15 protein-coding genes and 1 pseudogene are annotated in these 19,203 nt (G+C 42.5%); 3 read left to right on the top strand and 13 right to left on the bottom strand.

Annotated elements, in window-relative coordinates; genetic code table 11:
- The first annotated feature begins 8 nt into the window (after positions 1-8).
- Positions 9-6,383, top strand: coding sequence for a LamG-like jellyroll fold domain-containing protein (locus tag EAH55_RS11875; protein ID WP_162996838.1), 6,375 nt, complete (start codon positions 9-11; stop codon positions 6,381-6,383).
- Between the two features lie 391 nt (positions 6,384-6,774).
- Here the strand turns inward: EAH55_RS11875 and EAH55_RS11865 are convergent, their stop codons facing one another.
- The 6 genes from EAH55_RS11865 to EAH55_RS11840 all read right to left on the bottom strand — a co-directional run bounded on the left by EAH55_RS11865 (position 6,775) and on the right by EAH55_RS11840 (position 10,457).
- Positions 6,775-7,449 (bottom strand): DUF4136 domain-containing protein, encoded by a 675-nt coding sequence (locus EAH55_RS11865; RefSeq protein WP_112573599.1) that lies wholly within the window; start codon positions 7,447-7,449, stop codon positions 6,775-6,777.
- 206 nt (positions 7,450-7,655) lie between these two features.
- Positions 7,656-8,228 carry a Maf family protein gene (locus tag EAH55_RS11860; protein ID WP_121809784.1) on the bottom strand — a complete coding sequence of 191 codons (573 nt, stop codon included), beginning with the start codon at positions 8,226-8,228 and terminating at the stop codon, positions 7,656-7,658.
- Between the two features lie 142 nt (positions 8,229-8,370).
- Positions 8,371-8,892, bottom strand: coding sequence for a KdsC family phosphatase (locus EAH55_RS11855; RefSeq protein WP_112573603.1), 522 nt, complete (start codon positions 8,890-8,892; stop codon positions 8,371-8,373).
- A 97-nt stretch (positions 8,893-8,989) separates the two neighbouring features.
- Complete coding sequence (iscX, locus tag EAH55_RS11850; RefSeq protein WP_091171429.1) at positions 8,990-9,232, bottom strand: Fe-S cluster assembly protein IscX; 243 nt, start codon at positions 9,230-9,232, stop codon at positions 8,990-8,992.
- A gap of 90 nt (positions 9,233-9,322) precedes the next feature.
- Positions 9,323-9,655 (bottom strand): 2Fe-2S iron-sulfur cluster-binding protein, encoded by a 333-nt coding sequence (locus tag EAH55_RS11845; RefSeq protein WP_091211301.1) that lies wholly within the window; start codon positions 9,653-9,655, stop codon positions 9,323-9,325.
- Positions 9,656-9,674: 19 nt separating this feature from the next.
- Positions 9,675-10,457: a Rossmann-like and DUF2520 domain-containing protein gene (locus EAH55_RS11840; RefSeq protein WP_121809783.1), complete on the bottom strand. Its 783-nt coding sequence runs from the start codon at positions 10,455-10,457 to the stop codon at positions 9,675-9,677.
- Positions 10,458-10,538: 81 nt separating this feature from the next.
- Here EAH55_RS11840 and EAH55_RS11835 point away from each other — a divergent pair, with 81 nt between their 5' ends.
- Both EAH55_RS11835 and EAH55_RS11830 read left to right on the top strand, forming a co-directional pair.
- On the top strand, positions 10,539-11,459 hold the full coding sequence (locus EAH55_RS11835) for an alpha/beta fold hydrolase (protein ID WP_121809782.1): 921 nt from the start codon (positions 10,539-10,541) through the stop codon (positions 11,457-11,459).
- A gap of 29 nt (positions 11,460-11,488) precedes the next feature.
- The gene (locus EAH55_RS11830) at positions 11,489-12,196 is read left to right on the top strand and encodes a hypothetical protein (RefSeq protein WP_112573611.1); all 708 of its coding nucleotides are present in this window, start codon (positions 11,489-11,491) and stop codon (positions 12,194-12,196) included.
- Here EAH55_RS11830 and EAH55_RS11825 read toward each other — a convergent pair.
- The 7 genes and pseudogenes from EAH55_RS11825 to ccsA (EAH55_RS11795) all read right to left on the bottom strand — a co-directional run.
- Complete coding sequence (locus tag EAH55_RS11825) at positions 12,190-12,900, bottom strand: phytanoyl-CoA dioxygenase family protein (RefSeq protein ID WP_121809781.1); 711 nt, start codon at positions 12,898-12,900, stop codon at positions 12,190-12,192. The genes EAH55_RS11830 and EAH55_RS11825 overlap by 7 nt on opposite strands.
- Positions 12,901-12,910: 10 nt before the next feature.
- Entirely contained in the window at positions 12,911-15,373 is a 2,463-nt protein-coding gene (ccsA, locus tag EAH55_RS11820) for a cytochrome c biogenesis protein CcsA (protein WP_121809780.1), read from the bottom strand.
- Positions 15,374-15,382: 9 nt separating this feature from the next.
- Positions 15,383-15,793 carry a cytochrome c maturation protein CcmE domain-containing protein gene (locus EAH55_RS11815; protein ID WP_112573615.1) on the bottom strand — a complete coding sequence of 137 codons (411 nt, stop codon included), beginning with the start codon at positions 15,791-15,793 and terminating at the stop codon, positions 15,383-15,385.
- Between the two features lie 219 nt (positions 15,794-16,012).
- The gene (locus EAH55_RS11810; protein ID WP_162996837.1) at positions 16,013-16,465 is read right to left on the bottom strand and encodes a hypothetical protein; all 453 of its coding nucleotides are present in this window, start codon (positions 16,463-16,465) and stop codon (positions 16,013-16,015) included.
- A gap of 195 nt (positions 16,466-16,660) precedes the next feature.
- Positions 16,661-18,097 carry a Glu/Leu/Phe/Val family dehydrogenase gene (locus tag EAH55_RS11805; protein ID WP_112573619.1) on the bottom strand — a complete coding sequence of 479 codons (1,437 nt, stop codon included), beginning with the start codon at positions 18,095-18,097 and terminating at the stop codon, positions 16,661-16,663.
- 152 nt (positions 18,098-18,249) lie between these two features.
- Complete coding sequence (locus EAH55_RS11800; RefSeq protein ID WP_112573621.1) at positions 18,250-18,459, bottom strand: CcmD family protein; 210 nt, start codon at positions 18,457-18,459, stop codon at positions 18,250-18,252.
- 1 nt (position 18,460) lies between these two features.
- A pseudogene (gene ccsA, locus EAH55_RS11795) lies at positions 18,461-19,144 on the bottom strand (cytochrome c biogenesis protein CcsA); the annotation flags it as partial.
- Positions 19,145-19,203 lie beyond the last annotated feature (59 nt).

The raw sequence follows: 19,203 nt of genomic DNA, 5'->3' as shown, positions 1-19,203 counted from the left end.
CTATTAATTTGAAAGCACAATTACTCCGCGTTTTGTTTGCCGGCTACCTGCTATGCCTGTTCAGTACTGTTGCGGCGCAGGAAGTGCAGTTTACCGCTGCAAACCAGTTTTATTATAATCCTTATGATGATAATAATATTGGCAGCGTAGGTTACTTAAACCCATTAGCCAAAACCATTGTACTTACTTCAACTACAAGTACAACTTTCAATAATACCATTGCTTTAACATCTGTTGCCGGCGTTAATCAAAAAAATAACATTTACGGCTCAATTATAGCTCCTACTCTTGACAGAAATCTTAACGACTACGATTACGAATGGACTTTCCTTTATAAAAACAATTCGTCTACCTCGCCCATCGAACCTTATGATAACGGCCAAAAAACCGGGCCAGCAAATACAGGAGATGCAGCGTGGCAGTATTGGCTAAGTGCCAGTACCTATGACCAAACCTCCCAAACAATCCAGGGGTTTTATATGACACAGGTAGGAACAAACATGATCCTCCGTTACAGAAATACCCAGTATGATATCCAATCTTTAATTACGTTTCCTATTACCAATAATGTTGTCTGGTCAATAAAAGTGCAACGCCTAAATACCGGTAAATGGTCTGTTTGGGCCAATCCTGTTTCGGGCTCCAGCAATGAAGCAACAACATATGTCGGCACATCAACACAAAGCAATTTAAATACTTACTCCTATAGCATATTAGCTACTACCGATTTACGCACCACCGGTAATAATTTTTATTGGGATAACTTAAAATTGTACACCCGTCGTATGACAGTTACAGGTGTAAGCTCTGCCAGTAACGGTATCATACAGCCTCCATTTTATGCAGGGCAAACAAATGTTGTAACATCAGGCATTCAATTAAATATCAGGGGAACTTATACTATTGCCGATATTAATTTTGGCATAACTCCTTCCGGAAGTACCAACATTAACGCATTTTTCACTAACGGACGTTTGTATAAATCCATAGACGATACTTACACCACTACAAGTGATAATTCGTTATTGGCTACAGTAAATATAAACAGCCCGACGATGCAGTCCGCATCTATTAATTCGGGTTCAGGCGATCCAAATTACAGTTCCGGAAATTCAGACGGCTCATTGACCCGTGTAGCCGATTATTTTTTAGTGGTAGATGTGCTTTCGTCTCTAAATTATGGCAACCCAGCTCCGTACAACACCTACACTCAAACCGGCGCGGTACAAATCCGAACTACCGATTATACCAACCCAACTTATAACGGTTATACCAATAACTCAACTACCGGTAATAATATCGTATCGTTCACAAACGTGGCCCCTCCTACTGCGTCTTCAGTATCACGCTGCGGTGCCGGGCAGATAACTTTGACAGCTTCAGGCGGCTCTCCGTCGGGTGGTACCTATAAATGGTACACTGCCGCTACCGGCGGTACTGCAGTGGCAAGTACAGCAAGTTATTCGCCGACTATAACAACTACAACTACATTTTATGTTACTTATACTTCGGGCGGCTCAGAAAGCCCTCGTACTGCAGTTACAGCAACCATTAATCCCATAGTTAGTTCGCCGGTTTCTAATGCCGCGATTTCGTATTCATTCAGCGGTAATACAAAAGATGTTTCGGGCAATCAAAATGATGGCGTACTTGAAAATGCGCCTACCTTAACCACCGATAGGTATGGTTTCGCCAATAGTGCTTACAGCTTTAATGGCAGCACACAATGGATGTCATCAACAACGCAAATTGCCGGTCCTCAAACGTTTACCATGAGTTTGTGGTTTAAAACCACAACAACTTCGGGCGGGAAGCTTATGAGCTTTAGTGATGGCCAAAACGTATCAGCTTCAGGCGGTTATGACCGTCATCTATATATGACCAACAGCGGGCAGCTGATCTTTGGTGTTTATAATGGCGCAACGCGTACCGTAACTTCGACCTCAAGTTATAACGACGGCAACTGGCACCACGTGGTAGTTACATTTGGAGCAACATCCGGTATAGTGATGTATGTAGATAACACCAATGTTGGATCATTGGCATACTATGCGGCCGAAACCAGGAATGGTTATTGGAAAATAGGCTTCGATGATTTGGGAGGTTCATGGCCGTCGGTCCCTACCAGCAAATATTTTAATGGTAGTATCGATGATGTGGCCATATACAATACCGAACTTACAAGTTCAGCAGTTAGCGCACTTAATGATGTTAATCAGATAGGCAGCTATACTCCCGTTTGTGCCGGCAGTCCTATCAGCATTTATGCTCCAACCATTACCGGTGCTACCTATAACTGGACAAGCCCATCAGGTGCTACTTATCAGGGTAACCCGGGGGTATTTTCAAGTGCCGCAGCGGGTAATTATACCTTAACAGTAACCGGCGGGCCGGGCAGCTGTTCATCAACTGCGACTTATACTCCAACAGTAACCAGCTTACCTGGCAGCGTATTTACAGCCACATCTCCGGTTACTGTTGTTACGGGCACTTCTACTGTTACCCTTACAAGCACTTATGATGCTACCGCAACGTATACCTGGTCATTTGACAGCGGCACGGCAACAGGCAGCACACAAGCCGGATACAGCGTTTCATGGCTTACCTCGGGTACTAAAACCATAAGCCTGACTGTAACCAAAGGCTCATGTTCAAGCACAACAACCCAAACCGTGGTTGTCGGCCTCGCAGGCCCTACAGTAAGTGGCACAACTCTTTGCGGTGCGGGGAGTACAACACTTACAGTAACCGGAGCAATTGCCGGGGTTACCTACAACTGGTATATTGACAATACAACAACCACCGCCCTGCAAAGCAGTACTTCGGCAAGTTATACGCCATTTGTAGGCGGCACTACAACTTTTTATGTTTCGGCAACCTCCGGAACAACAACCACACTGCGCACCGCAGTTACGGTTACTGTAAATCCAAAAGTATCATCATCTATAAACAGCCCGATGTTAAGCTATCCGTTTGAAAGTGGCAGTTTAACGGACTGGTCGGGGTTAAGTAACAACGGCACTCTGCAAGGCACTACGCTGCCAACTACAGTAGCCGACAGAAATGGCCTTGCCAATGGTGCTTACAGCTTTAGCGGAACAAATGCAAGCCCGCAATATATATCAACGACTACGCAGTATGTTCCGCTAATTTTTAGTTACAGCATATGGTTTAAAACAACCGTTGCGGGCGGCAAGCTAATAGGCATAGGCGGGAATCAAACAGGTAGCAATGCAACGCAAGACCGTAACCTGTATATGAATGATGCAGGCCTGTTATATTACGGTGTTTACAACGGGGGCACTGTAACTATCAATACAACCACGGCTTACAACGATGGGTTATGGCACCATGTTATTGTAACCGATGGGCCTACCAATGGTATGCGTATATATGTAGACGGCACTCAGCAAGCATCAACAGCTACTTATACAGTTCCGCAGCAAATTAATGAGTTTTGGCGCATTGGAGGTGATAACCTGCAGGGTTGGCCAAGCCGTCCGTCAAATGATTATTTTGTTGGTATACTTGACGATGTGGCTATTTATAACCACGAACTTTCTGCTTCAGAGATCACATCAAACGATATGAACCTGTACAAGTTCTCGGCAGGTTACTGTGCTAACAACCCCTTAACTATTACCGCCCAAACAATGCCTGGTACGCCAACTTACAGTTGGGTTGATAATGCAACTCCAAGTATCACAGGAAGCGGTAACCCGGTTACATTTAGCAAAGCCACAACTACTAACTACACGCTTACCACAACGGTGAACGGTTGTACCCAGAACACAGCCATCGTAACACCAACCTTACAAACTTATACCTGGACCGGCTTGGCGGGAACCACAGCGGTAGGCACCGATAACAACTGGACTAACACCTCAACAGGTATTGCTGGCCAAGCGCCTAAACTGGATGGCACCGAAGCCATTATTATAGGTACAGCTTCAACCGGCTTTTATCCGGTTTTAACAGCGAATAAAAGCGCTTATACACTTACCGTTAATAGCGGTGCCAAACTGGATCTGGGAGGATTTACATTAAGCGTAGGTTGTAATATATTCAACAGCGCCGGCGGCACACTTACTATGGGTACCGGGACCAATTTCAACGCCTCTGGTATTACCTGGAATGGGGTATCACCAAATACCAATCAATCATTTACTGGTTCAAGTACCGCAAGCACATCGCAATTAGGTAATATGACAGTAAGCAACACAGTTACAGGTGGCAATGTAACAATAACTGCAGGCAAGCTTGATCTGTACAACGTACTTACCATGACCAGCGGTAACCTTATTGTTAGTTCCCCGGCTACAGTTACATTAAAAAGCTTAGCAACACAATCGGCTACTGTAGCCGCCATACCTTCTGGATTAACCATTACCGGTAACTTTAGTGTAGAAAGATATATCGCCGGTGGCACCTCAAAAAGAGGTTACCGCCTGTTAACCTCGCCGGTAAATAATGGCTCGGGTATTTATACCGTTAACTATTTTAAAAACAACGCATATGTGACCGGAACAACAACTACCTCCGGGGGATTTGACCTTTCGCCAAATGCCAACAACCCAACTATATATTTCTTCAGGGAAAACCTTGCATCGTCAAATACAAGTTTCACAAGCGGAAATTACAGGGGGCTTAACAATTTAAACAGCGCACCAAACTATGCGTTTGATGGAGAATCTGGCACATTTACTTTACCTGTAGGTAATGGTTTTCTATTCTTTTTCAGAGGCGACAGGTCTGTAGCCAGTATAGCAGCCGAAACTGTGGCAAGCTATGTACCAACAGGAACCACTTTTACCACTACCGGCACTTTAAATACCGGTAATATCACCGTTAAGCATTGGTATAGTCAGGCTTCTACGTTAATGTACAGCACTACCACAGGCAGTAAAGTATCCGGTTATAACCTGGTTGGCAACCCTTATGCAAGTACCATAAACATTGAGAAATTTAACAGGCAATCGGTACAGGCTAAATCCTCTATTTATGGAGGGGGCTTCCCGGATGAATCAGGAGCTACCTTAAGCAGCCCGCTTAAAATATGGGTGTTCAATCCAGTAACCAAACAATACTCAACTTACGAGCAAAAGAAAACAGCAATTGCTTCGGCAGATACAGTTTCAAATGTTAATCCCGGCATATCAAGCGATGGTTTTGCAAGTAACATGATAGCAACCGGCCAGGGTTTTTTTGTACGCGCAACTGCTACCGGACAGACATTAACCTTCAGAGAGTCGGCTAAAACAAATACACAACCAAACACCGGTTCGTTAAATGCTATATTAAGTACCCCGGACAGACCGGTTTTGGCTTCAACATCTAAACTTGCAAGCTTTGCAACTATGCAACCTCAGGCAGTTAACGAGAGTGATGCAGAACCAAGGCTCCGTTTCAGGCTCATAAAAGATTCGGTAAATGTTGATGCCGTGGTACTTGCGCTCGATAAAGATATCAGCCCACTGTTTAATAAAGAAAAAGATGCCGAGGATCTTGGAGGTAGTGGCGCTCTGGTAAGTTTGTCAATATTTTCTGCCGATAGCCTAAAAGCCACCATCCATCGCAGGCCTTTCCCACACAAACAACAGGAGGTAATTCCTCTATTTGCTGATGCTACTGCATCAGGCCCTTACCAGTTAAAACTATCTGATTTGACGGATCTACCGGACATTTATGAAGTTTGGTTAAAAGACGCCTTAACCAAGGATTCGTTGGATATCAAAAACAACCGCACTTACAACTTCAATATTGATAAAGGCAATGCGGCATCATTTGGTAAAGACCGTTTTTCAATTGTTTTACGCCAGGATCCGGCGTTGGCCTTAAAGTTGATTGATTTTACAGCTGTTAAGGTTATAGCGGCCGCAAAAGTAACCTGGACAGTTAAAAACGAAGCCAACTATACAACCTTTGTTGTGCAAAAAAGTACCGATAACGGAACAACATGGCAAAATATTGATGTGATTCAATCAAACAGTGCCGGCAGCTACAACTATACCGATGTTAACCCGGTTAAAGGGCTTAATAAATATCGTTTACAGCTTACAGATCTTAACAATGATATTAGTTTTTCAAAAGATGTTTCGCTGATGTATGCTAATATCAGTAATACTATAGCTAATAACTGGCTTTCTGTTTACCCGAACCCAACAGCAGAAAGTATTAACATTAAAATATCGCAACCAAACGCCTCATCTAATTATAATATTGAAATAACTAACAGTAGTGGTATAATATTAAAATCAGTAAATATTACTGAACTTTACTGGAAAAACAATGTAAGCAGCTTCGTTCCAGGAACCTACATCGTTAAGGTTATCAATAACAAAACCAGACAGTTAGTTGGGGTAAGTAAATTTGTTAAATTATAATAAAAGATACTGTGAGTATGATTAAGAAAATATTTCCAACTACCCTTATTTTCATGTTGGCGACATTAAGTTGTTTTGCCCAGTTAGAGTCTCCTTGTGAACCTACGGATAATGATTCGCCTTGCCCGCTTGACACCTGGGTAGTTGTTTTAGCAATTGTCGCATTTACATTTGCGGTTATACATTTATATCGCAAACAGAAAGCTATTCAGGCATAAATGTTAAGGCGGGCCATAAGCTGAGTGTTGTCAAAGTCACTTTTACAGTAATTAAATAAAATCGAACATTTTATCCAATTGCTGTATGGCTATTAAACCCATAAACAAAAATACCTTCTGACTTTACGCCAGAAGGTATTTTCATTTAGTTCAATAAATCGATCAGCAATTTTTTAAGCCTTTCTCATTGGTACCTGGGGTTGCTGTACCTGGTTAAGGTTCAGTTGTTCGATGATACCGTTAACCACTTTTGGTAATTCCTTTACGGTTCTTTGCGGATTGTGTAGTTCGCCTACACCAAAGCCGCGCCATACTAATTTGCGCGATCTGGCATCCATAATGTCAATGATTAGCGTACCTTCTTTATAAGGTACCCGGGCATAGCCACCACCACCGTAGCCATAGCCGTAACCATAAGGATATCCCCAGCCCCAGCCACCGTAGCCATAAAACGGACGATAGCCCCAGCCGCCGCCCCAACCCCAGCCAAATCCTAAGCCAAAACCAGGATAGCCGCCATAGTAGGCTGGATAATAAAACTCAGTTTTCATTCCCCTACCGGTAACGGTAGTATAACTCACCATTAAATCGGGGTTGCTTTCCTGAAATTTCAATCCTTTGTTTTCCAATGCAGAAATAGCCGCGTCCTTAACTCTTTCATCAGCCACTTCCTTTTTTACAACTGCGCCGGCTTTATTGGTCATGGTTGCAGGAGGTAGCCAGGCAAATGTACGGTAAGCGGATAAATCTGTTTTGTTTCGGGCTGCGGTGTAATAATTGTAGCTGCTGCATGCAGACAGAGTGGCCACCAGCAGTAACACCAGCCCTGTATTAATAGTTTTTTTCATGACAAATTACTCCCTTTATTTAAATCATTAGACTGTGCCGGAAATAAAGGTTTAATTTAAATAATTATTTATTTAAATATGCCGGGAAACCCCGCTTTATAAAAAAGTAACGATGTTTAGCAAAGATGTCACGACGAGCAAAGCTAAATTATAAAGGCATGAGGAAGGAAATCGGTGTGCGGAAAGCCCACTTAAACGATATCGAATTATTTATTTAACGCGATCAGTTGGGCATAAACCTTTTCGGTGGGTAAACCAACAACATTGGTGTATGACCCATCTATGCGTTCAATAGCTATCAGGCCAATCAATTCCTGGATACCGTATGATCCTGCTTTATCGAGCGGCTGATACTTATCTACATAATTGCCGATCTCAGCATCCGAAAGCTTGCGGAAGAATACTTCGGTAAGGTCGTAAAAATTATTATACCGCCCTTTATACAGCAAGCATACACCGGTAATAACCTGGTGCACCCTGCCAGATAATCTTTGCAGCATTTCAATAGCATGCTCACGGGTTTCGGGCTTGCCCAATATCAACCCATCAATACAAACTATGGTATCGGCGGTAAGCACAACCTCATCCCCTACCGTTTCATCAAAGGCTTCAGCTTTTTTACGGGCGATATGCAAGGCAACTTCAGGCGGGGTCAATCCTTCGGGAAAGGATTCATCAACATCTTTAAGTACAACCCTGAAATCAATATCCATAAGCCGGAGCAGCTCCTGCCGCCTTGGTGATTTTGATGCGAGAATTACGTGTGGGATGTTTTGCATGTGTTTTTAGTTCATAGTTGATGGTTCATAGATCATGGTATCAGCGGGCACTGTTCATAAAAAATTCACATATAGCATTTGTCTTACTGATTGCCATACGTCAATGGCTATGAACTATGAACCATAGCCCATGAACCCAACCCTACCAGCTATAGGCCTGCTTGCTCATCCATTTATCCTGGACTTTGAGCACTTTTTCGATAATATCGCGGGCGCAGCCTTTACCACCACCATAAGGAGATACGTAAGCACTAACGGCTTTGATCTCTTCAACGGCATCGGCAGGGCAAACCGGCAGGCCGGCGAGTTTCATCACTTCAAGATCAGGAATATCATCGCCCATGTACAGTACATTTGTAGCTATGATACTTTTTTCTTCAAGATAGATCTTAAATCTTTGAGATTTAGTATGTGTACCCATGTAAACATCCTGGATCCCAAGGCTATTTAAACGGTACATAGCACTTTTTGAGCGGCTGCCCGATATGGCACAAACATTATAACCACATTTAACAGCCAATTGCAGCGCATAGCCATCTTTAATGTTAAACGCGCGGCTTTGCTCGCCGGTGTCTGTTACAAAAACAGAGCCATCGGTTAAAACGCCATCCACATCAAAAATGAGAGTAGTAATATCTTTTAATTTATTCAGGAATGATTCCATTGTTGTAATTACAAAAATTCTTCGGTTCAAGAGTTGTTAGCTACGATCAACCGTTATTTGTAAACTGAAAACTGCCAACTAAAAACTGCCAGCTGAATTACTGATTATCACGCCACTCGTATACCCAAGCCGACTGGATCTGCTCAAGATGGCCTTCGTTTGATTCGGCACGTGTACCGGCAAAATTAGGAAGGCTTAATACCCACTCCAGCAGTTCGGTAAAACGGATCCGGTATATTCTTGATTCGTCAAAATCATCACCAAACTTTTCATAAAGTTCAATAGCAATATCTTCATAATCATTCCAATGAATTGGCAAGGCAAATTTATTGTCGCTCATTTTTATTGATTTTACGTACTAACTGGGGTAACACTAATACGCTGTAAGTTATACGTTTTATTTATTGTTTTAAACGGATCAAAGCAAATATTAGTGGCCTAAAAACTGCGATTGATCAGGCAGGGTAACTTCAATGTCGCCATCAACAATCACACACTGGCAGCCCAAACGCGAATTGATACGCGGGTTAACAGCCCTGTCAATAAAATCCTCTTCCTTATCGGATATCTCCTGGATGTTATCCATCCCTTTGTTTACGTAAACATGGCAGGTGCTGCATCCGCAAACACCACCGCAATTGTGCTGTAGTTCTATGCCATTCTCCAGGCATACGTCTAATACAGATTCTCCCTCGGCAATAGGCAACTCAACGCTTTCGTGCCCTTTTTCCTCGAAATTGACCTTTATTTTATAAATGTTCATTTAAGCAAAAGTAACAAAATTACTCGTCTGCCGTAAGCCCTTTATTGTTTTTGATAATACCCTGACTTAATAAAGTATAAACTTCCTGTAACATAGGCATATCACTCAACAACTGCATATGAGCGGCCATTGTACCTGCATCATTCCGCACCGCCGGACCGGTTTGCACATCGCGCGGTTCCTGCTCAAGCACCTTCTGTGCCGTCTCCAAAATCAACGGGCGCAACAGATCAAACTCCAGTTGATGCTGTGCCAGCAAGTCCTGTGCTACGCTATATAGATAGTTAGGGAAGTTACAAGCAAATACCGCTGCCAAATGTAATATCCTGCGCTGCGCAGAGCTTACTGTATATACATTATTGCTAATGGTAAATGCAAGTTGCTTTAAATCTGCAAGGATGGTATTGTTGGCCGCTTCAAGACAGAGCGGGACAGATCTGAAATCGAGCTCCTTTATCTTGCTAAAGGTTTGCAGCGGATAAAAAACGCCTGCATTGGACGTAAAAGCCAGTAAAGTGCTCAACTCGGTTGAACCGGAGGTATGTACTATTAACTTTTGATGCGCCGACAATGCTTCAGCAATTGTTGCTATGGCATCATCCTTAACCGAAACAACAAATAATCCCGTGTCCGGATTGATATCGGCAAGATTATCTATGGCTTCGGCACCAACGTGATAGGCCAGTAATGAAGCGTGTTGAATATCGCGGCTATAAACCTGGACAATGCGGTGCCCGGCATTTTTAAACGCGGCTGCCATGTGTGTAGCAACGTTGCCGGAGCCAATTATAGTAATGTTCATATATTCTTTACAATGAATAAATTATTTAACTATCTGTAGTATAAATATTTCTGTACTTTAGAAACCAACATCTACTACCGCATGAAAATACTTAAAGTAAGCATCATTATTGTGATATTTCTTGTCGGGGCCGCGTCATTAATACTTTACGGCTTCTACAGATATAACAATAAAGAAACCAAAACCTTAACCGATGCCGAGCGCAAAAACATTACCGGAAGCTTCATCAAATTAAGCGAGGGGATAACTCATTACCAGCTGGAAGGACCGGACAGTGCCGAAGTAGTTATACTTGTCCATGGATTCAGCGTGCCTTATTATATATGGGATCCTACCTATGACTTTCTGATAAAAAAAGGTTACCGGGTATTACGATATGATATGTATGGTCGTGGCTATTCGGACAGGCCCGATGTTGCTTACAACCAGGAGTTTTACAACACACAGTTATTTGAGCTTATTAAGGAGCTTAAGTTAACAGGAAAAATAAATTTAGCCGGAGTGTCGTTCGGTGGAGCAGTAGTAACTAACTTTACCTGCGCCCACCCCGAGCTCATCAACAAGGTAATCCTTGTCGACCCGGTATATGAGCAAAAAAAACCTACAGCACCACCGTATTTTACATTGTATAATGAAGCCGTAAATTCTGATGAACGCGCAAACGGGCAAACCTCCGATTTCCTTTATCCAAAAACTCATCCGGGATGGACGAAACTATACTTACCCCAAATGACTTATAAGGGCTTCAGAAACGCCCTGGTTTCAACCATGTATAACTATAACCAAAACGGTAAACAAAGCAACATCTGCCTAAACAGCACGGGTAAAAACGTTTTGCTGATATGGGGCAAAGCTGACAAAACAGTATTACCGCGTTTCGCCGATTCTATCCGCAGCGTACTAAAGACCGACTTCTTTCCTGTTGATGGCGCGGCACATTTACCTATGATTGAAAAAGCCGATACGGTAAATGCTAAGATACTTTCGTTTTTGAAGAGGTAGCCAATCAATTTAATCTGTAGTTTTAGCAGATGAAATTTAGATTGATTACGTGTTTACTATTATTGATAAACCTTGCCTGTTACGCAAATGTCAATTATCATTCAGCTGATTCCACAATACATAAAAAGATTAAACACGCTCAACGAAAAATTGTATATCATATAACATATCCGCGTGAAAGCATCAAGGGCTATAAGCCTGAATTCGACAATTGCTTCTATACAAACAGATTTACTGCTGCCCAACGGTTAAAGAAATATCCGTTTTCAGTTGCAACTAAAATTTTAGCAATATCATATGTTGGCCTGCCAAAAAATCCCAATATAATTATTGATTCGGCAGGTTTTCCTAAAACATCAGAAGAGCCTGATAGCATCGGAGGCATTATTATAGAAAATGGCCACTTAAGATACGACAATGTTAAGCAGGCGAAAGTCTTAACGCGTGAACAACTTGAAAAGTTCTCTGATATTATTTTCAACTATGGCTATAGCGGTATGAAAAACTACCTGATAACAGCCCTGCCAGGTTGCTTCGAGCCACGCAATTCGATCGTATTTCTTGATAAAAATGATAATGTAATTGACCATCTTGATATTTGCTTTGCTTGCAAGGCGAGTGAGTCCGGTTCAGAACAAATAAATGTAGGAACAGATTGTAAACAGAAATACGATATGTTGAAAGCGTTCTTCATAAATGTCGGAGTACCTTACGGAACAAGGAAGTACGATCAATAAATCTTTTCCGCCCAATCAATTCCCTCAGCAAGCTTTGCCTTACTAAATTCAATATGCATTACCCTTCTCTTTTTTTTAGTAGTACGGTTTGAGGCGTGCATAAGCAGCGGTCGCATGACCATGATACCGCCTGCTTGTACGTTGCAGCTTACTTCAGTTTCCTGCTGCCAGTCGATATTTTCGGGACGATAGACTTCCTTAAGATGTGAACCCGGTAACACCTTCAAGGCGCCGTTGCCTTCGTCGGTATCATCCAGGTGAATGCGGATGGTAAAATTATCTTGTAGGATACTTAATGGCGGCTGCACTGCAAACTGGTTATGCTTAACCGTCCACGGACCGTAACCGGCAATGTTAACTCTTTTATCAACCGAAACGGTTAAATCCTGATGCCAGGTCACAAACCAGTTAGATGCTTCGGGTTTATCAAAATAAATGGATTTAACAGCGAAATATCCGTCGCCAAACAACTGCCGTAAGCAGGTCTTTAATTTATCCGTAAAAATCAGTGGGGATATTTCGGGTACAGCTTTTAAAAACTGCCTTATGGCAAACAAATCGTCAGTTTGCCTGAACAGCGGACCAGTCTTATCTGCATGCTCAATAGTGGAGATGATTTCGTTTACTTCAGCATCAGTATAAATATGTTCAACAACAGAAAAACCGTGCTGAGCTATTTCATACTGATGCCTGATAAAATCCATTTAATAATAGTTAAACGGTTTTAAGCTCTTTATTACGCCTTTGAATAGAAAGCAGGAAGCCGATCACCATAATGATTGTACCACTCCAGAAGAAGTTGATATATGGGAAGCTGATGGCGCGCATCACTATCCACGGGCGTTTATTTTGTGGCTGCTGGTAAACTGTGATCTCCACTTTTTTATTCTCAGGGTTGATTCTTGAGAAACGCAGTTTTAAACCGGCATCGTCAACCTTGCGTGCAAAATCAAACACGTTACCGCCTCTGATCATGAATACTGGTTCGGCGTTATAAACTTTACCATCGCGACCATGCACTTCAATATTGGCACCTATAGCCACATCATTGGCAGTAAGCGGAATATTTTGAACTGTTGCTTGTTTATTTAATGACTTAACTATCATGAAGCCATCACGGTACCTGATGGTATCGCCTATGGCTACCTCATGGGCTACCGGCTCATCATAGTTTTTATCGTCGTTACCTTCGTCGTGGCCAGCTTCGCCCTGCATAGCAAAACCTTCGCTTGGGATAGCTGTAACGTGGGTATAAAGGTCATTAAACAGGTAATGCTTGGTATCCGGCGATGAAGCCATCCCCGCATCACGACTGGCCTGTACTTTTGGTTTCAATACAAACTCCTCAACCACCTTACCGGTGGCATCTACCTTTTTATAATTCACCCTGTAAAAATGGTACGGTGATGATATCGAGTCGCCAAGGTAAGTAACCGTATAATCGCCCATTTTAACCGGGGTGTTTTTGTAGATCATAATATTTTCGCGGGCATTACCGGCTTTAGCATCAAAGCCCTGTACGTTAACTACGCCGCTCGCGTTTTCAGATACTATTTTACTGGTACCAGCCGCTATGATTGAACCAACCAAAAGCAGGCCAAAACCGATGTGAGCTACAGCTGCACCTGCCAGTTTAAATTTACCTCTAAATGCGTCGGCCAAAACCTTGCCGTTAGCAATTACCGAATAAACGGAACCGCACATCATTAGGTTAAATACAAAGTTAAGACGGTAAACACCGGTTAAGTAAACAACAAGCACGGTAACCAATATCGCGAAAACGAAGTAAACTCCGGTGGTAATGAAGAACCTGGTAATATCTGTTTTTTTGTATTTCAAAAATTGGGTAAAACCGGTTAGCAATGTTATCACAAATGCAAAGGATGCCTGGATCACGTTATAATGCTTAACAGCATCGGCAGGTGGTGCTATCTTGGTGCCAAACATAGCGTTCCATACGGGTACCGATGTTACCACAATAAGGTGGAAACATGACAAGCCTAAAAACACGGCCCCCACAAACATCCAAAACTCGCGTGAGTATGTTTCTTCATCTTTTTTAGTGATAGGCAATTCCTTCCATCGCCATACCAAAACAAAAATTGAGAGCGCAAGGAATATCAGGATACCTATAACCAGTTGCCAGAACATACCTAAATCGGTAAAGGCATGTACCGAGCTCTCGCCCAGGATACCACTCCTTGACAGGAAAGACGTATACCAAACCAACACAAAGCTGATCAGCACCAAAAAAGTAGCTGTAAAATACGAGTGACCGCTGTTTTTATAAACAATGAGTACGTGCAAAGCCGCCACTATAGTTAACCATGGGAAAATAGAACCGTTTTCAACCGGGTCCCAGGCCCAGAAACCACCAAAGTTTAGTGACTCGTACGCCCAGAAAGAGCCCATGATAACACCCGTACCCAATATCATAGAACCAAACAAAGCGTATGATATAGCAGGTTGAACCCACTCTTTATAACGTTTTTGCCAAAGCCCTGCAACCGCGTAAGCAAACGGAACAATGATAGAAGCAAAACCCAGAAACAATGTTGGTGGGTGAATAACCATCCAGTAGTTCTGGAGTGATGGGTTCATGCCTTGTCCGTCTTTTATAAAATCAAGATAGTTTGGCTGTGAAAATATTGGCGCTTCGATGCCCGAATTGCGTAACAGCAAGAATGGCGAGCTACCGATACGTTTGCCAAAAATATCGATACCCAGCACCATAGTAGCTAATAACACCTGTGATAGAGCGACAACCGTCATCACCGGGCGCTCCCATGATTTGGCTTTAACAATAAGGATATTACCTAAAACACCTTGCCAGAAAGCCCAAAGTAAAAACCCTCCCTCTTGTCCGTTCCAGAAACCTGATACCAGGTAATAAACAGGCAACGAACGCGAAGTATAAGCCCAGGCGTAATGATATTCAAAATAATGATTGTAAAGTACATAGAACAGGCAGGTACCCATTCCTACAATGGCGACAGAGTTTACATAAAAGCCTAAACGACCTAAACGTTGCCAGCTGCTATCAGCCTTTCCGGCATCATCAGTAGTGGCAAAATAATAGCTAATAAATGACAGCAGGGCTGCACCAAACGAAAGAACAATAAAAAACTGGCCGATCTGCCCCGGTAAAAGGTGTTCGCCCTTAAAAACTGTATTCATCAAAAATGATTAAATGCTGGCTTGCTTAGCCTTTACTTCTGTAACTTCTAACTTATCCTGTGTGTATTTGGATGGACATTTCATCAGGATCTTGGAGGCGTGGAACTCGCTGCCAACCATCTGGCCGGTAAGTACCAGTTGTTCCGAGCGCTCAAAATCTTCGGGTTTGGTACCCGTAAAAACAACTTTACGCTCCTCGCCTTTATTATCTTTCATATAAAATGAAAAATAATTGGCATCCTTAGTTGCGTCATAAACCATTTCTTTTCCCTTGCTGAAATGACCTATTACATGCAGTTCGCTGCTGGTTTGCTGCGCTTCGGCAAAGGTAGCATAGGTGCTTGAGCTTGAATAAACACTAATGATAACCGCTATAGCTACAGCGATAACAACAAGACCAAAAATTGCACTTTTTTTCATCCGCGGTTTATATAATTAAAATAACGATTTGCAAAAATACAAAACGTGAAGCGAATAATGTTTATTACAAGACATATGTATTATTTAGAATCATTCTTGATAGATTACAGGAAGCGTCATCGTGTTTTGGCGATGCCTTCGGCCCGGGCTTTTCGTTCATACGCCTGTGGGCATTACGCTCGTGGGCCGGTATCCGCTGCAATCCCTATCGCGGATAAGTTAATCTTTTACGAATTTGGTGTCTTTCATAAGATAATACCCTAAATACCCTTTGCTTACTGTAAGCAAAATGTATGAAGACGTATCAACCTGTTCATTATCTACAGCGGTTACATTCTTCTCAATCCCCCCAAATTCCACTTCGGCAGATGCCCGGCTTCTCGAGTGCTCATGATGTTTATGCCTGATGCTAACCTTAAAAACCTGTTGTTCCTTATCAGAAAAAAAATCATTTAAAAGCAATGGTAAAGCAACGACTATTGATCCCGAGAAAATAACACCTGCCCAAAAAACTTTCATATCCTTAACAAGAAAAACAGATACTATCAAGCCTGACAGCCCCCACACAAACAGTACGGGTAAAAGCTTAACAAACGTATCATCAAGTTTGTCGAGCGCGTAAAAAAAGGATACAACCGATACACCCCAAAAAGCAGATTCTGCTATTTTCAATCTTATGGTTTTTAACTGGCGCTCTTTATTTTTTTGTTTTTGCTGATTTTTAAATTTTAGCGTCGTCTTATACACGCAATAAAGATGCAAAAACTATTCAAAACATCATTCTTATGTTCTATGACCTATTAAAACAAAACGAGGCGGGCTTTTTTCAAACCCACCTCGCTATATATAAAACTATTAAATCCTTAATTATGGCCAAATACCCAAATTCTGATAAGATACCGCTATTTTGTTAATAGCGCCAACCATGGCTGCATTACGCAAGGTACCGATATCAGGATTACTTTTATAGATCTCCCTGATCTCGTGGTATGAGCGGATCATGGTATCTTCCAACCCTGAATTTACCAGTTCTAACTCAGATGCACCTTTGATAATAGTTGAACGTTGGATTGGAGTTAAAGCAACACCGGTAATTCCTTCAACCATGTTTACCAGGTTCAAATTAGAGTTTTCTTCAAACCTGCGGTTCATACGGCCAAAAGCTACGTGGCTCAGGTTCTTCAACCATTCAAAATAAGATACGGTTACACCGCCAGCGTTCGCAAACATATCGGGTACAATGATACCGCCGTTGGCATAAAATATAGCCTCTGCTTCAGGTGATGTTGGGCCGTTTGCGCCTTCAACAATGATCTTAGCCTGGATATTGCGGATGTTAGCTTCGGTGATCTGATTTTCAAGGGCGGCAGGCACCAGGATATCGCATGGCTGCTCAAGGCCTTCCATGGTATTGGTAAACTCTTGTATTGCAGCAGCGTAACCTAAAATAGAACCGGTAGCTTTGCGATGCTGGAATACAGCTTCGATATCTAAACCGTTCTCGTTATAAATAGCACCTTCAAACTCACACAAACCAACTATTATCGCGCCCATTTCTGACAGGAACTTGGCGGAGTAATAGCCTACATTACCAAGACCTTGCACAATTACTCTTTTGCCAGATAAACCCGGCAACAAGCCAATCTTTTGCATATCCTCGCCAACGCTCACACACTCGCGGGTAGCTATAGCCACACCACGACCGGTTGCTTCCCTTCTGCCGGCAATGCCGTGCAGGGCAATAGGCTTACCAGTTACAGCACCCATAGCATCCAGTTGGCCAGGGTTCATGGTAGCATAGGTATCGGCAATCCAGCTCATTTCACGCTCGCCCGATCCATAGTCTGGTGCGGGCACGTCAATGCTGGGGCCGATAAAGTTCTTTTTAATTAATTCTACAGTGTAACGACGGGTGATGTTTTCAAGTTCGCTTACGGTGTAGTTTTTAGGGTTTATTTTGATACCGCCTTTGGCGCCGCCGAAAGGAACGTTAACAATGGCACATTTATAAGTCATTAGCGCGGCGAGGGCCATCACCTCATCCTCGTTCACCATTTCGCTATAGCGGATACCGCCTTTGGTTGGCGACTGGTGGTGCGAATGCTCAACACGCCATGCGTCAATTACCTCAAAGCTGTTTCCTTTACGGATAGGGAAACGGAAGCGGTAAACACTGTTACATGATTTAATTTGATCAAGCAGACCTGCATCGTGTTTGGTGAATTGTGCAGCGTGATCGAAGTTTTTACACACGTCGCTGAAGAAGTGTGTTTCTTGGTCGGCAATCAAAATATTCGTAGCCATAACTATTGTATAAATATTAATCTCTTAAAAAAGTGAGCAAATTTGGTACAATTTTTATCAATATTGCAAATATTTCTTAGTTAGTGTGCCCTATACACCATCAAACACCGCCCCGAATAATATGTTTAAATTGTTTAAACATATTATTTGAACTACTTTTCGTTTTCGACTTTTTTTAATCTGCGGTCTATCGAAAACAGGTAAAGGGCCAGGCCAACAAAAATTATGGAAATAGTTACCACAACTACGTAAATTTTTCCCGACTGGCGCAGGGCATCTGCCATTTCAACCTGCTGCCCCTGCTGCGCGAAAACAGCGGTACAAAACGTAAGCAGTAACAATAAAAGCGTTAATTTCTTCATCTTAATTTATAGCGTTCTTCTTATACTCAATTAAACGGATGCGGTAACGGATAGTAGCAATCCAAAGGGCAATAAAGCTCCAGCCCAGCATGGCCGGGTAAAAGGCTATCTTCATGCCATTATCAAGGTCGTATTTACCAAATGCAGGGTTACCACCGCTGCCCGGGTGCAATGAATCTGTTAAACGAGGCAAAACAAATATCAATACAATCATGATCGGAAACGCGAATATGTTGTAGATGGCCGAGATCTTGGCACGTTTCTGCTCCTCATCAATGGAGTTACGAAGTACCAGGTAAGCACAATACAACAAAAACGCGATAGCAGCACTATTTTGTTTAGGGTCGCCGCTCCAAAATTCGCCCCAGGTATATTTTGCCCACAGCATGCCAGTTAAAAGGCCTAAGCTGTAAAACAGCAGTCCGGTATTAACACATTCAACAGCGGCAAGGTCATGCTCTTCCTTACCATCCTGCAAATACTTTATGCTGAAATAAACCGATACAACAAATACCGTTAGCATCCCCATCCACATAGGTACGTGGAAATACAAATTACGGATGGTTTCGTGAATAATTGGTAGTCTTGGCGCTTTGAAAACCAAGCCGGTGTAAAAGGTAGATAGCACCAGCAAAACAGCCGCCACTTTCCACCACGTTTGATAAATAAACTTCATATTAAATTGTGCGGTAAAGGTAGTGAAATTTCATTGTCATTAAGTCATCAGGTCACTGAGTCATTATT

This window comes from Mucilaginibacter kameinonensis (assembly GCF_003675385.1).
Taxonomy (GTDB): domain Bacteria; phylum Bacteroidota; class Bacteroidia; order Sphingobacteriales; family Sphingobacteriaceae; genus Mucilaginibacter; species Mucilaginibacter kameinonensis.
The sequence above is the reverse complement of the archived record's forward strand: the minus strand, read 5'-3'. Positions and strand labels throughout refer to the sequence as shown.